We start from the raw sequence: 14,360 nt of genomic DNA, 5'->3' as shown, positions 1-14,360 counted from the left end.
AGAAAAAGGGTTGGGCATCAAAGGTCGACATCCCACGAGCCACCTTGGTAGGTGACCGTAGCGGTTTTCTTGAACTTCAGGCAGAAGGGACACCAGCCGGCTTTGCCCGTGAGCGATCCTTTGCCTCGCATGCGCAACTCGCCGCCTTGCATCAGGCCAACGAGTCGCACCTCGCCTTTGATGGAAACCACGCAAAGGGCTTCGCCACTGACGCCGAGGAGCATTTTCCCGCCAAAGGTGGGGCCTTCGACGAAGTAGAAGGCTCCGGCGCCGACTCCGGCAGAAATGTTGAAGAAACAAGAGGCGGGTATCCCAAGGACGACTTCGGAAACGGGCACCCAAACTTCGCCGTAGACGTAGCCCCCGGTGAAGGGGGGAGAGCCAAGGAGTTCGGCGACGTCTTTGTCGATGAGCAACAGGGGCTCAAGAGTGCAGGTCCGGCCGATGAAGAAGGCTCCAGCGGCCTCATAGCCACTGATGCCCATGCGGATCGAAGCACCGAGGTAGGCTTCGCGACCATCGACGCCGTCTTCGAGGTTGGGATCGATGGTGAAGCCCACGGTCGCATTCAATTCCTGTAGCTGAAAGCTTTGGAAATTGAGTTGGCCGGTCATGACAAAATAGCCGGCGATCCCTTTGGGGTAAACCGAACCAGTGGTATTCATGGCGAACTTCAAGCCGATGCTGGCTCTCAATTCGGGACTGATCCACCCCAGTCCAACGTCTTCGACGCCGATGCGAACTTCCATGGCTTTTTCTCCCGGTGCGAGGCACGCCGATGGTGCGAAGTCGTCACCGGAATCGTAGCAAAGGATTTCGACATATGCATGGAACTCCAAGTCGTCGGGAATCTTCATCTGCCAATGCGCGTCGATGCGCAGGCGCTTGAGAGAATCGCCTTGAACATGGGCATAGCCGTCGATGCCTCCAGCCCCCGTGAACTCGTTGATGCTCCCTACGAGCCCATTGATCGCATCGTCGAGGGGCCCGAGGGATTCTTTGATGAGATCCTTGATGACGCGGTTGATTTCTTCAAAGACGGAATCGACCGCAGAGCGCATGGCCAGCTCCAGATCGTAGACCTGCTGGCGCAGGGCATATTGGATCTGGCGCATGAAGTCGCTAGCGAGGAGGGCATCGCGCAGCTCCAGGCGAAGCTGGAGAGCGAGATCCTCCGGAGAGAACTCCGCGAAGATGGAGAAGGAATAGAGATTGAGGGGGAGGTCGAGATCGAGTCCCGCGGCGATGGCCTGATCCTGAACCCATGCATGGGCGGCGGATTCGAGTGAGGCCATCATTGATGCGATTTCATCGAAGGGCATCAGCGCTTCATCGATGATTTCGTTGAACTGGTTGAAGATCTCGGCTCCGTCGGAGAGTCGCCCACGCATCTCGGCGAGGACGTCACGGATTTGTCCGAGGGTCTCACCGATGCGGTCGAGCGCGGGTCGAACTTCATCGAGTAGGGCGCTGATTTCCTCGTCCGCTCCACTGAGGATGGCATTGACCAATGGTTGCAGGGCGGGACCGATCTCGGGGCCCAGAAGATCTCGCATCAGGTAACCCACGAGATTGCGAAGAATCTCATATTCACCTCCATTCTGATACAGAAGCCCAGGAAGAAGGTCGTCGACTTCAGGCGGATCGATGGCGGGTTCACCCTGGTAGATTTTGACCTGCCCTGAGACGGAATCGATGGCGAGGATGGCACGCACCAAGGCCTGATCGACTCGATTGAGCATGCTGGTGATGTCTTGATTGGCGTCCCTCAGGGCGCTGAGTCGGTCGCGGACGGAAGTCACCGCACCACCGCTAGTGGCAAAGGCTTCGTTGATGATGGCATTGGCGCTGTCCGCCGGGAGAGTTCGCCATTGGTTGAAGCTCAAGCCCGCGTCCTTGGCATTTTGGTAGCTGGCTGAAAGGCGGGCATGGAGGGGGAGGAGGACGTCGAGTTCGACACCGTCCAGGGCCTCGGCGAGGACGGCATCAAGGTTGTCGCTGACGAGATTCGAAAGGTCGTCGATGCCATCGTTGAGCGCTCCGGTGACTGCCCCCGTGGCGGCGTCGGTGAGGGCACGGGCAGCGCCGAGTTGTTCGTCGACAAGGTCGAAGGCCATGTTGGCGAGGCTGATTTGTGGGAGCCCTTCATATTGGGCTCCGAAGCTGATTTCTGCGTCTTCGGGACCGAGAAAGTCCACTTGGTTGTAGGCATCGCGGAGAATGAACAGGTCCCGCTTGTCCGGCTTCATGGTCCGGAAGTAGCGGCCGACCGGGCTCCAACGCAGAGGGTAGTCGAGGGGGATCACACCGAAGAGAGATTGCTCGGCGTGAACGAGAAAGGCATTCGAGGTGTTCTCGTCGGGATTGAGGTATTCGGATTTGTCGAGTGAAGGAGGAAACCCGCGATGGGTTTCATCGAAGCCTTCATGATTGAAAAAGGTATGGGGACCGTCGCTCCAGCCGCCACAAAGGTAGATCGGAGCATTGGGATTCGGCTGAGCACTGCTGAGGAAGTGCACCTTCAGGTCTTCGAAATAGGGAACATCGAGGAGCCCTGCGAAGGCGGCCTGGCCGATGCCATCCGGTGCCGCCAGTGGGTCGGTGAAGTAGAGCTGGGTGGAGGCGTGAAGGGTGTATTGTTTGTCGTCAGGCCCATCGATGCGGATGGACGAAGGGATGCCGAGGCGAGAATTGTAGGCGGGGTTGCCCGTGACTGCCGTGCCCAGTTCTCCGGTAGGGAGAAACTCCAATTGACCGGCGAGGAGTCCGGGGATGTGGGCAACCTCGGTGGTGGCGCCTACGATGAGTGTGCGATCAGGGTAGCATTTTCCCGGACCCGGGTCGGAGACTGGTTCGAAGGCAAACGCTTTGGGTTGGAAGACCGAGTTCCAATCGCGTAGCGACTTCTCCCCTTTGTCCGCGGGGTCGATCCCCATATCGCCGGTGATATCGCCGGTGCAGGTGAGCATGAGCCCCTGAAATTGCTGAGTGAAATCGGCGGGTGGGGGAACGACCAACAAACCGTCGAACCAGGAATCGACGTTTTCACTGGAGAGAAAGGTGAGCTGGAACTGAGCCACTGCAAAATCGAAGCCGTAAAGGGACATGGAAGGATCGAAAGTTCCGTCCGTGGCGACGTGGCGGCCGCTGATTCCGCTGAAGCGAGCATAGTATTTCGATGCCGTCGGAAGGAGATCGTAGGCGTAGTCGGAGGTATTTCCCGCGATCTTGCTGGCGCCCTGATGGCCGCTGTTTTCGACTGTGTAGGTGAGGCCGGCGTAGTCGCCGAAGCCCGTGCGGTAGTCGGGTGTTTCCGGTCGCACGAGTTCACCGGGATGGTTTTCGTTGTCGTAGCCTTCGAGGAGCAAGATTCCCGGGGCGAGGAAATCTGAGGTCGCCTGATAGGGTGCCAAGTCACGCAAGGGGTTCTGGTCGGACGTCAGGTGATAGCCCGGCATGTAGAAGCGAGCGGTGGTAAAGTCGTTGGTGCGGTGGGTGTAGTCGGTGAGGTTGCCGAGGCCATCGCCTTTCCAGCCCCAACTCAAACGGGTCGATCCGGCATCCCCAGTCGCAGTCACACCTCCACTGGGTGAAAGGGCGAGCCGACCGTCATACGGGGTAAGGGAGAGCGTGGTGAGGCTGGCGGCACCTGCGGTGCAGGGGTCGTCACCACAGGCGAGGTCATATTCGAGGTCGACTGGATCGGGGTTGCTCAGACTGCCGTAGGTGATGCGACCTTCGTTGATTTCGATGGCATCCTGGCCGCTCCAACTGAGCAGGGCGCCCAGGGGGAAGTGGGCTGCGAGTTTCCCCGGAAGGGTATCGATGAGGGCCGTAGTGCGAGCCGAGCCGTCATGGGCAGATCCGGTGACGGTGATGGTGCTCCCGCTCGAGAGGCTGGTGAAGCGGAGGAAGCCATCGTTGCTGAAGCGTTCGCGCATGGCGACGGGATCATCGAGTTGGGCGGCGGGCAAATTGGCCAAAGCCGTGTAGGCCGCCTGCGCCATGTGTTCACAAGCTGAGGCAACGAAATCGATGGTGCCGGAAAGATCGACGGAGAATTCCGATACGGTGAAACGAAGGGGGTGGCTCTCGTCGAACATCCGGGCATTGGCGCCAAGGGCGGCGTAGAGGGGAGAGGCGAGCTGGATTTGATGGTTCAGGCTGAGGCCGGTGGAAAAGAGCCAATGGTTTTCGGCGTGGTAGGGGTCGATGGATACGTCCGTGACGACTCCGAGGCCCTGGGGGAAATGCAAGAGGGCTGAGCTGACTTGAGGACCGGAAGGGGTGACTTGTGGGGTGCCGAACTCGACTTGCAGATGTCCAAGTTCATCGAGGACCGGGCCGGCACCATCGACGCGGACGATTTCCTCACTGCCGGATTGCACCACGGCGAGACCGGAGTCCTTGAGGAGGGCCGAGAGAGCCACACCGGAGCCGAATCCCAAGTCGGGACGATCCGGGATTTCTCCACCCAAGGGAGACAATTGGATCCCGGTCATGACACCGCCGGGATCGAGACTGGAGACCCCCGGATCGTTGGCGACGTCGATCATGTGGGTCGTCAAAGATCCGAACTGGAGTTCTCCGTTGAAATGGAGCAACCGCTCGGCGGGGAGTGTCTGCGACTCGTCGGGGGCGTAGCTTGCATTCGCCTCAAGGTGCTCGATGTGGACGGTCAGTTCATAGGTCTTGGAGCGCGATTCGAGCTGAACTAAAGGGATCAAGGAAGCGGTGATCTGGCGGTTGCCAATCAAGTGCGCCACAGGACGTCCGCCGATCTCCGCATGAGTGAGTTGTTTGTTGTTGAGGGTGACGATGCCATCGTCGGCGAGAGGAATCTCGGGCCCGCCACCGGCCTCATGGAGATCGAAGTCGGCTCGGATCTGGGTGACATCCAAGGCGGGCGCTGCTTCGAAGTCGTCGTAGCGGCCCAAAGCGAGGGTGGCGACGGCTTGGAAGGTGTCTTTGTCGGGATCGGTGGCGATGAGGGACGACCGGGTCCATTGAAGATCGGTCAGGGCGGTGAGGATGTTGAAGGCTTTGTCCTGAGGATCCGTGTTGGTGAAATGAAATGCCGGAAGGTTTTCGGTCAGAGGGCTGCCGGTGGTGGCGACCGTGGTCCAGATGCCTCCGACCTGGCGCTGCAGCGCGCATTCGAAATGGTAGCGTTTTCCCAACTCAAGAGTGGCGACGGGGTCCGCTGATAGGATGAAGTCGAGGGTGCGGGAAGTGAAGAGATTGACGCTGAAGGTCTGAGGGAGAGAGAAGACTTCCTTGGCTTTGCCTCCGCCGTTGAATACGTCGGTCACTGCGACCTCTGAGCCCGTCTCGTCGTAGAGGGTCGCCGCGACGCGGAACGTACCGGATTCGCTGCTGAAGCTATTGGAGGAAAAATTCAGACGTGCCGTCGCGGTGACTCCGTGGCGATACCATTGCGTGGGATCGGCCTTCGCCTCATCGGCATCGAGCACGGAGAATACCGGCTCGGGGGAGGCATAGTCATCCCCGGGAACGATTCCAGCGAAGCCGCTACTGATCGTGGCCGAGGCGGGAGATACCAGGCAGAGAAGACCGGCGACGGCGGCCGACCGAAGGAAGGTGGTGCGCTTTTCCATGGACCCTGAGGTTGGTCCTCGCATTCAGGCCCCGTGATCGCGGGGGGATCAAGTTCAAAGGAGAATGTGACCGGATTGTGAACGAGGTATTGGCAAACCATCCCCGGAATCGGGGAGCAGGGGGGCAGGGAGGAGATCCCTCGTTTGGCGTTCCAATGGGGGAAGGATTTTCCATCGATGGATCTTTGTTTTGCGTTGAGCGAGTTGAGTGTTAGAAAGACGGCCTATGTCCGAAGAAACTCTCCCACCCAAAAAGAAAGGCTCCTGCTTGCTGATCGGGCTCATCACCTTGTTGGTTGTCGGGATTGCTGGAGCAGCGATCTGGTGGTGGTCCAACCGCCCGATTCAACCGGTGAACTTGTCGGCGACCGAACGCCAACAGGTCGAGGAGAAGATCGAAGCCATCCAGGGGGGGGAGGTTCCTGCCGCTGGACGGGTCGACCCGACCTATGAGAAGGGCGTTCGGGAAATTGTGCTTACCGAGAAGGAGTTGAATGGGCTGCTCCATCAAAATACTTCTTTGGGAGACAAGCTGAAGTTCGAGCTCGTGAAGGACGCGGTGCATGCCCGGTTGGAAACCGATCTCGATCCCGATCTGCCTCTGGTGGGTGGCAAGCGTCTCAAGGCGCGGGCACGGTTTCTGATCACTCAAGATGAGTCTGGACCTCATTTCGTGATCGATGATGTGACGGTATGGGGGATCTCCCTTCCCAATGACTGGTTGGCCGGATGGAAGGGGCGAGACTTGGTGGGTGAATCGATCGGGCAGGGTCCTTCTGGAGAAAGGCGAGGCCTCGCGGGGGTTGAATCGATGCAAGTTCGCTCCGGGGAGATTTGTATTCAGTTGAAAGAGTAAGGCATGGGAGTTGCCTCGAAAGTTGAGTATTTTGGCGAAATATCGAATTTCAGAAACACGATGAACGTTCGAATGAATCGATTCCTCCTAGGGCTTGATGGCTTCGGCCGATGCAGTGGAATGCGACCAGCGGTAGGCGCGGCTTGTTTTCTTCTGATGATGATGTCCGGAGTGAAGGCGGCCGATCCTTTGATGCTGACGGACAAGAGCGGGACGACGATTGAGGTTCAGGTGGAGGCCTGTGATGGAGTGAATGTTGAAGTCACCCGAGTATCCGATCGGAAGACCTTCACCATCCCCATGAACCGGCTGGATCAAGAATCCGTGGTGCGCCTTCAGGAATGGCAGGCACGGGGTGGAGGGTTGATCAAAACCTTTGGCATTGAGGTCAATACGGGAAAGAGCAATGGAACCAAGTCGGGAGACGATTTTGATGATAAGCGGGTGAATCTGGACCCAGTGGTGGCATTATCCAATCCGCACAACTCGATGAACACCTGTGCCTGCAAGATGACGGTGGTGTTCTATGGTCGCCCGGTCGTGGACCGATCCGCGATGCATATTTTCAAGACCATCACTTTTGAGATTCCGGAGATTCCACCGGGAAAGACTCAAGAGTTCAAAGTCGGAAAGATTTCGGCGGCCTACGACAACCGTGGGTATTCGAAGTTTGGAGCTCGCTATGCGGGATACGTGGTGGTGCTCCACGACGGTCCGGGGACGACCTGGTTTTCGACCCGGTCCGTGCCGAGTTCATTGGTGACGGGCAACGAGTTGGCTTTCTTGAAGGTCCAGACGGGCAAGGACTACGATAAGGCCTTCGAAGAACTGGAGCTCGCCCGATATTCGGACGACTGAGGGTCGGATTTTTTGGGATTCGCATTTGAAGTCTTTTGACATTCCGAAGGAATTTTGGAAAAATGCGGAGTTCCCATGATTTACAGGCATATCTACCAGGAAGTGGTGATGTATTTGAACGGGGAAACCGGCGCCCCGCCGACCAGCTGTGCTTGCCGGAGGCTCTGCCGAGCCTTGCCGGAGGGACACAAACCGAAGTGCTGGAGTCTATGCCAACAGATTGTTTTTGAGTCGATTGGCCTGGAGAAGTTGATCGGCAGTGGGGACTTTGAGGAAAAAATGCGGATGGCTCGCCATATCCACGAGATGCTGATCGAGACGTGGATGCTCTCGAGGGACGTCGAGACCCGGAGCGATCTCCTGGGATACGCCAACCGGATCCTGGATCATTGCCGCGATATGGAGCGCCGCGCCCAGCTCGGAGCTTCTTTCCATCCTCCAAGTTTGGGCGAGTCGCCCAACTAAGCCGGGATGGGAAAAGAGGTAGCGCCTCGCTGGGGCTACCGATGGGAGGCGCGGCGGCACCCAATCGAGGGGATTGGCGACTTTCGGGAAATGGGCAAAGCTTCGTTCGTCTTCAGGAAGTCCCCCGACGCTGGCGACGCCCCCCAATCACCAGCGCCCGCCCCCCCAAATGGCCCCAACCTTTCTCTTCCCCTCTGGAGAGGTTTGGGGCCCTTCCCGTTTCAAGCGGGAAGCAATCAGCGCCGCATGGTGCCGGTGGCAAGGAAGCGTTGATGGAATTCGAAGGCCATCTGGAGGCTCTGAGGAGTGTGGCCGGCGATGACTCCGTGGAGGTAAGCATCGAGTTCATCGCGATAGTCGGGATGGACGCAGTGAGCGATGATTTCCTCGGCCCGTTCGGTGGGGTCCTTGCCACGAAGGTCGGCGATGCCTTGCTCGGTGATGACAACCTGGACGCTGTGTTCGCTGTGGTCCATGTGACTGACGAGCGGGACAATGGTGCTGATGTCGCCACCCTTGGCGATGGACGGGCAGGTGAAGATCGAGATGAAGGCATTCCGGGTGAAATCCCCGGAGCCACCGATGCCGTTCATGAGGTCGTTGCCCATGAGGTGGGTCGAGTTCACGTTGCCGAAAATATCGATCTCGATGGCGGTGTTGATGGAGATGATCCCGAGGCGGCGGACGATTTCCGGATTGTTGGAAATCTCCTGAGGACGAAGGACGATGCGATCCTTGAAGTAATCCAGGTTGGCATACACTTGGGACAGGACCGGCGGGCTGAGGGTGAGGGAGGTGCCGCTGGCGAAGGTGATATCTCCCTTCTCCATGAGGCCGATGACGGAGTCTTGCACGACTTCCGAGAAGAGCTGAAATGGAGGGATCTCCGGGTGGCTTCCCATGGCCCCGAGAACGGCGTTGGCGATGTTGCCGACGCCGGACTGGATGGGGAGAAATTGTTTCGGAATGCGTCCGGCGCGGAGTTCCGCGGCGAGGAAGGTGGCGACGTTCTCGCCAATTTGCAGGGTGGTGGCGTCGGGCTCTTTGAACTCGGCGACCTCGTCGGGCAGATTGGTTCGGACGATCCCGATGATCTTGCTGGGATCGACGCGCACGGAGCGACTGCCAATGCGGTCGTGAGCCGTGGTCATCGGAATGGGCAGGCGGATGGGGGGATCGTAGGGTTCATAGATGTCGTGGATGCCCCGCAGACCGACCGGGTGGAACTCGTTGAGTTCGATGAGGATTTTGTCGGCTTCCTGGCAGAAAGTGGGAGCGGCTCCGACCGAGGTGGTGAGAACAATTTGACCATCGGCGGTGACGTCGCAGGCCTCCACGACGGCGAGGTGGAATTTTCCGAGAAAGCCGTAGCGGATGTTCTGCGGCAGCACCGAGAGGTGCATGTCGAAGAAGTGAGTTCGGCCTTCGTTGATGGATTTGCGGAGGGCACCGTTCGATTGATAGGGGGTGCGCCAGGAAATGGCGTCGGCACGGGCAAGTTCTCCATCGAGCGAGTCGCCCGTGGAGGCGCCGGTGACGACGCCAATTTTGAATTCCCTTCCGGCCGCATGTTCCTCGCGAGCGCGAGCGGCAATGGCTTTTGGGATGGCCTTGGCCGCCCCGGCGGGGGTGAATCCGCTGAATCCGATGGTCATGCCGTTTTGGACATATGCGGCGGCTTCACCGGGACTCAGTTCCGGGAAGTTTCTGGGCTTGAAAGGATGAGTCATGGCTCGTGGAGGGTTCGATTTCGACGGGAGTTTTAGTGGCCACCCAGGAGGGCGAGGAAGTAGCCGGCGGCGAGGGCGGTTCCGATAACCCCGGCGACGTTGGGTCCCATGGCGTGCATGAGGAGGTAGTTGTGAGGATCCGCCTTGAGGCCTTCGGTGTGGCTGACGCGAGCCGCCATCGGCACAGCGGAAACTCCTGCAGAACCGATGAGCGGGTTGATCTTGTTTTTGCTGAAAACATTCATGAGTTTGGCCATCAGGACGCCACCTGCGGTGGAGAAGCCGAAGGCGATGACGCCGAGTACGATGATCATCATGGTTTCCAGGCGGAGGAATCGGTCACCTTGCATGGTGATGCCGACGCTGGTGCCGAGGAAGATGGTGATGATGTTGATGATTTCGTTCTGAGCGGCCTTGGTCAGTCGTTCGGTGACACCGCATTCGCGCAGGAAGTTGCCAAGCATGAGCATGGCGATCAGCGGAGCGACGGGCGGAACGAGCAGGATGCAGAGGACAGTGACGGCCAGGGCGAAGATGAGCTTCTCTAGGCGGCTGACTTTGCGCAGACTCTTCATGCGAATCTTGCGTTCCGCTTCATTGGTGAGGGCGCGCATGATGGGCGGCTGGATCACAGGGACGAGCGCCATGTAGCTATAGGCAGCCACTGCGATGGGAGCCATCAGCTCGGGAGCCAGTGCGTTGGAGAGGAAGATCGAGGTAGGACCGTCGGCACCACCGATGATGCCGATCGAGGCGGCTTGCTTCGCGGTGAATCCCAGAGCGATGGCGCCGAGGAAGGTGACGAAGACGCCCAATTGGGCGGCAGCACCGAGGAGGAGCATGCGTGGGTTGGCGATGAGGGGGCCGAAGTCCGTGAGAGCGCCGACGCCCAGGAAGATGATGGGCGGGAAAATCTCCAAGACCACGCCAAGGGAAATCCAGTGGAAGAATCCACCAGTATGGTGGCTGGACAGTTCGGTGAGGGTTTGGCCTTCGATGACGGTGGTCCCGAGAGGTGCCGGAGCATCCACGACGCGGCCGGAAGAGGGCGACCAGACGAGGAAATCATCGCGCGTCACCTCAATCTGCCCCCCTGCGAAAGGAACACGGACCGGGGTGGATGTCGCGGCCGGGTTGGAGTCGTCGGTGGGCGTCGGAGTTTCGGGCCGAATGACGAAGAGGAGGGCGCCTTCTCCAGCTTGGTAGCGGGCGGATTCGGCCTGGAACAAGGCCTCGATTTCGTCGGGTTTGAGTCGAATGAGGTGATCGGGTCGTTCGTGAGGAACGCGTTCGATGGTCACCACCTCACCAGGTTGAACCATGGAGGCGACGATGGAGCCGGTGGCCGGGCTGCGGACAGGACCGGCGGGTTTCTCAATCAGGTTTTCGGTCGGGAGGTTGGCGAGCAGGGCGCCGAAGGCGATGGGGATCAACAGCAGGGGTTCGAAGCCTTTGTAGACGGCGAGCCAGAGCAAGATGAGGACCACGCCCCACATCACGATCATGCGCCATTCAAGGCCTCCGAATCCCGTGAGGTGGACGAGTTGCTGGAGTTGTTCGAGCATGGGAGTGGGTGGTTGAGGTGAAAGGATGAGGACTTCAGGCGATGACGAGGAGCTCCTGGCCTTCGTCGACGGCGTCGCCGGCTTTGACGGCGATGGATTTCACGGTGCCGGCCTGAGTGGCACTGACGACGGTGTTCATTTTCATGGCCTCAAGGGTGAGGACGGGTTGACCGGCGGTGACTGTTTGGCCAACGGCGACTTCGACTGAGACCACCACGGCGGAAAGCGGACTGAGCAGGGCACCGCCGTCGCCAGACGGGGTGGCGACCGGGGCGGTGGGCGCGGGCGCGGCTGCAGGTGCGGCCACGCTGGCGGCGCGCACCGGTGTGCCGATGAGGGGTTGAACAGCGGTGGATTCTTCGCCGAGAAGCTCAACTTGAACGTCGTAGCTCTTGCCGTCGACGGTGATGCGGAGATGTTTCATGGAATCAGGGGTAGAGTGAAAAATGTTAGATAAAGTGGATTAGCGAACACGGTGGGACGAGAAGATCTGGCGGCGGCCTTCGTGGGCCCATCCGTCCCGACTCGGGGCCATGTAGACGATCTGATGGGGTTGCCCTTCGAGGGCGATGTGGACTGCGGCGGCGATGACTGCCGGGATGGCTTCGTTGCCCGTGACGGGAACGGGCGCCGCCAGGGGGGCGGAGGCCGTAGGGGCCACCGCCGGTTTGGGCTTGGGCGCACGACTGAAGGCGAGTCCGTTGAGCGTGATGAAAAGCATCAGCACGCCGAGGACGAAGAGGACGAGCACCTGTCCGACGAGGAGGAACTCGAGGGACTGATTGATCGTGGGGTGGGTCGGAAGATTCGCGAGGATCGGGATCATGGGATCTTAGAGTGGGATGTTTCCGTGTTTTTTGGGTGGGCGGGTATCGCGCTTGGACAAGGTGGCTCGCAGGGCGAGGGCGATGCGGGTGCGCGAACCGGCAGGGGTGATCACATCGGTGATCATGGCGCGTGCGGCGGCTTGATACGGGGATGCAAACTCGTCGCGGTATTGTTCGATGAGTTGGGCAGTAAGTGCGGCGGGGTCCTCGGAGGCTTCGATTTCTTTGCCGAAGAGGATCCGAGTTGCGCCTTCCGCGCCCATGACGGCGATCTCCGCAGTGGGCCAGGCGAGGACGAGGTCCGCCCCGAGGTCCGCGGAACACATGGCGAGGTAGGCCCCCCCATAGGCTTTGCGCATGATCAAGGTGATCTTGGGGACGGTGGCCGCCGCGTAGGCGAAGAGCATCTTGGCTCCGTGGCGGATGATTCCGCCGCGTTCCTGGGCAAGACCCGGCATGAAGCCAGGGGTATCGACGAGGTTGACGATGGGAATGTTGAAGATGTTGCAGGTGCGGATGAAGCGCGCGCCTTTGTCGGAGGAGTCGATGTCGAGGGTTCCGGCGCGGACGGCGGGCTGGTTCGCGACGATGCCGACCACGACGCCACAGATTCGGGCAAAGCCGACGACGAGGTTCTTCGCAAAGTCGGGCATGATTTCCATGAAGCTGTCGGGGTCGACCAATCGATCGATGACCAACTGCACGTCGAGCGGGGCTTTCGGGTTGTCCGGCACCAGCTCGTTCATGCCGAGGTCCGGCGTGGTGTTGATGGGTTGGTCGAGGTCGTGGGGGGGATCGGCCACGTTGTTCGCGGGCAGGTAGGAAAGAAGCCGCGATGCGAGGGCCATGGCGTGAGTGTCGTCACTGGCCACGAGGTGGATGTTGCCGCTGACCGTGGCATGGGCTGCGGCGGAGGCGAACTGGGCGAGTTCGGCGTTTTCCCCGGTGGCGGCTTTGATGACGCCCGGACCGCAGATGAACATGTTGGCGTTCTTCTCGGTCATGATGAGGAAGTCCATCAGGGCTGGGGAATACGCGGCACCCCCGGCGCAGGGTCCGGCGATGATGGCGATCTGGGGAACGACGCCGGAAAGGAACACGTTTTTGAAGAAGACCTTGCCGTAGCCAGAAAGGGAGTCGACGCCCTCTTGAATGCGCGCTCCGCCGGAGTCATTGACTGCCACCACGGGGATGCCGACGTCGTGCGCGTAGTCCATGAGTTGGCAGATTTTGCGCGCATGGATGCGCCCGAGGGAGCCGCCGCTGACGGTGAAGTCTTGGCTGTAGGCGGCGACGGCGCGTCCTTCGACAAAGCCGGTCCCACAGACCACGCCATCATAGGGCAGTTGTTTGGTTTCCATGCCGAACGCGGAGCAGCCGTGCTGGGCGTGCATGCCGAATTCTTGGAAGGTGCCCGGGTCGAAAAGGGTTTCGAGGCGCTCGCGGGCTGCGAGCATGCCCTTCTCTTTGCGCTTGGCGAGTTTGTCCAGGCCTCCGGCTTCGCGTGCCTTTTGGCGGCGATTTTCGAGGTCTTCCAGTAGTTTTGGATCGATGGCCATGGTCGTGATGGGTGGGGGTGTCAGGAAGGTTTCGACATGCAGAACTCGGTGAGCACGCCGTGGGTGGACTTTGGATGAAGGAAGGCGACGAGTTTGTTGGCGGCGCCTTCGAAGGGGACTTCGTGGATCAAACGGATGCCACTTTGGGCGGCCTGGCCGAGCTGGCCGGCGATGTCGTCTGTGCGGAAAGCGATGTGGTGGATGCCCTCACCATTTTTCTCGAGGAACTTGGCAATCGGGCTTTCTTCGGAGGTCGGCTCGAGCAGTTCGAGATGAACGCCGCCACAGTCAAAGAAGGCGGTGCGGACTTTCTGGGACTCGACTTCCTCGCGGCCGTGGCAGTGCAGGCCGAGGGAGTCCTCATAGTATTGGCAGGCTTCGTCCAGGTTGCGGACGGCGATGCCGAGGTGGTCGATTTGCTGGATCATGGATCGAATCAGTCGATGGTTGATAAGAACATCTCCATCCGGAAGCCGGCGTCGGTTGCCGTGCCACCCTCACCCCGGTCGGCCCTTGCGGGCTCCGCGCCACCCATGGTGGTTCCCTTCCTCAGGAGGTTCACGTCACCACGCTTGCCGAGACCTTGATCCGGGCCAAGTCCCGTCCCTGCGCCTAAACTCGGATAAGCCTCGCATTTGCTGCGATGGCGGCCCGGGAGCTACGACGATTCTCATAATTCACGCAAATCCTGCGGGTGGAACGCAAGCTGCCTGCAGCCAGGGATTCGGCGGATCGAAGCGGTGCGACGGCATTTCTTGCGCGGCTTTTGGGATGGGACGGGATGAGGAAATGGGACGGATGAGAGATAGATTTCCCCGTGCCGCCCGGATGGTGGCTGACGAGTCAGAGGGTCGATGCCCTCGCTTCCTCTCCCCGAACTCC

10 protein-coding genes are annotated in these 14,360 nt (G+C 59.9%); 3 read left to right on the top strand and 7 right to left on the bottom strand.

Annotated features, from left to right (window positions below):
• Window positions 1-17 precede the first annotated feature (17 nt).
• Complete coding sequence (locus tag HNR46_RS13210; RefSeq protein ID WP_184019569.1) at window positions 18-5,618, bottom strand: hypothetical protein; 5,601 nt, start codon at window positions 5,616-5,618, stop codon at window positions 18-20.
• A gap of 226 nt (window positions 5,619-5,844) precedes the next feature.
• Between HNR46_RS13210 and HNR46_RS13205 the strand changes: the two genes are divergently transcribed.
• The 3 genes from HNR46_RS13205 to HNR46_RS13195 all read left to right on the top strand — a co-directional run bounded on the left by HNR46_RS13205 (window position 5,845) and on the right by HNR46_RS13195 (window position 7,797).
• The gene (locus HNR46_RS13205) at window positions 5,845-6,474 is read left to right on the top strand and encodes a flagellar basal body-associated FliL family protein (protein WP_184019567.1); all 630 of its coding nucleotides are present in this window, start codon (window positions 5,845-5,847) and stop codon (window positions 6,472-6,474) included.
• A 156-nt stretch (window positions 6,475-6,630) separates the two neighbouring features.
• Entirely contained in the window at window positions 6,631-7,332 is a 702-nt protein-coding gene (locus tag HNR46_RS13200) for a hypothetical protein (protein ID WP_184019565.1), read from the top strand.
• Window positions 7,333-7,407: 75 nt separating this feature from the next.
• Complete coding sequence (locus HNR46_RS13195) at window positions 7,408-7,797, top strand: hypothetical protein (RefSeq protein ID WP_184019563.1); 390 nt, start codon at window positions 7,408-7,410, stop codon at window positions 7,795-7,797.
• A 236-nt stretch (window positions 7,798-8,033) separates the two neighbouring features.
• On the opposite strand, the gene HNR46_RS13190 is transcribed toward HNR46_RS13195, so the two are convergent.
• From HNR46_RS13190 to mce, 6 genes are all read right to left on the bottom strand, one after another.
• On the bottom strand, window positions 8,034-9,527 hold the full coding sequence (locus tag HNR46_RS13190) for a butyryl-CoA:acetate CoA transferase (RefSeq protein ID WP_184019561.1): 1,494 nt from the start codon (window positions 9,525-9,527) through the stop codon (window positions 8,034-8,036).
• A gap of 32 nt (window positions 9,528-9,559) precedes the next feature.
• Window positions 9,560-11,023, bottom strand: coding sequence for a sodium ion-translocating decarboxylase subunit beta (locus HNR46_RS13185; RefSeq protein ID WP_184019737.1), 1,464 nt, complete (start codon window positions 11,021-11,023; stop codon window positions 9,560-9,562).
• A 103-nt stretch (window positions 11,024-11,126) separates the two neighbouring features.
• Window positions 11,127-11,516, bottom strand: coding sequence for a biotin/lipoyl-containing protein (locus tag HNR46_RS13180; RefSeq protein ID WP_184019559.1), 390 nt, complete (start codon window positions 11,514-11,516; stop codon window positions 11,127-11,129).
• A gap of 39 nt (window positions 11,517-11,555) precedes the next feature.
• Window positions 11,556-11,918, bottom strand: a complete 363-nt coding sequence (locus tag HNR46_RS13175) for an OadG family transporter subunit (protein WP_184019557.1) — start codon at window positions 11,916-11,918, stop codon at window positions 11,556-11,558.
• 6 nt (window positions 11,919-11,924) lie between these two features.
• Window positions 11,925-13,478, bottom strand: coding sequence for an acyl-CoA carboxylase subunit beta (locus HNR46_RS13170; protein ID WP_184019555.1), 1,554 nt, complete (start codon window positions 13,476-13,478; stop codon window positions 11,925-11,927).
• 20 nt (window positions 13,479-13,498) lie between these two features.
• The gene (gene mce, locus HNR46_RS13165) at window positions 13,499-13,906 is read right to left on the bottom strand and encodes a methylmalonyl-CoA epimerase (protein ID WP_184019553.1); all 408 of its coding nucleotides are present in this window, start codon (window positions 13,904-13,906) and stop codon (window positions 13,499-13,501) included.
• Window positions 13,907-14,360: the final 454 nt, after the last annotated feature.

The organism is Haloferula luteola (genome assembly GCF_014201715.1).
GTDB classification, from domain to species: Bacteria; Verrucomicrobiota; Verrucomicrobiia; order Verrucomicrobiales; family Akkermansiaceae; genus Haloferula; species Haloferula luteola.
Note: the sequence above shows the minus strand (reverse complement) of the source record. Positions and strands in the feature narration are given on the sequence as shown.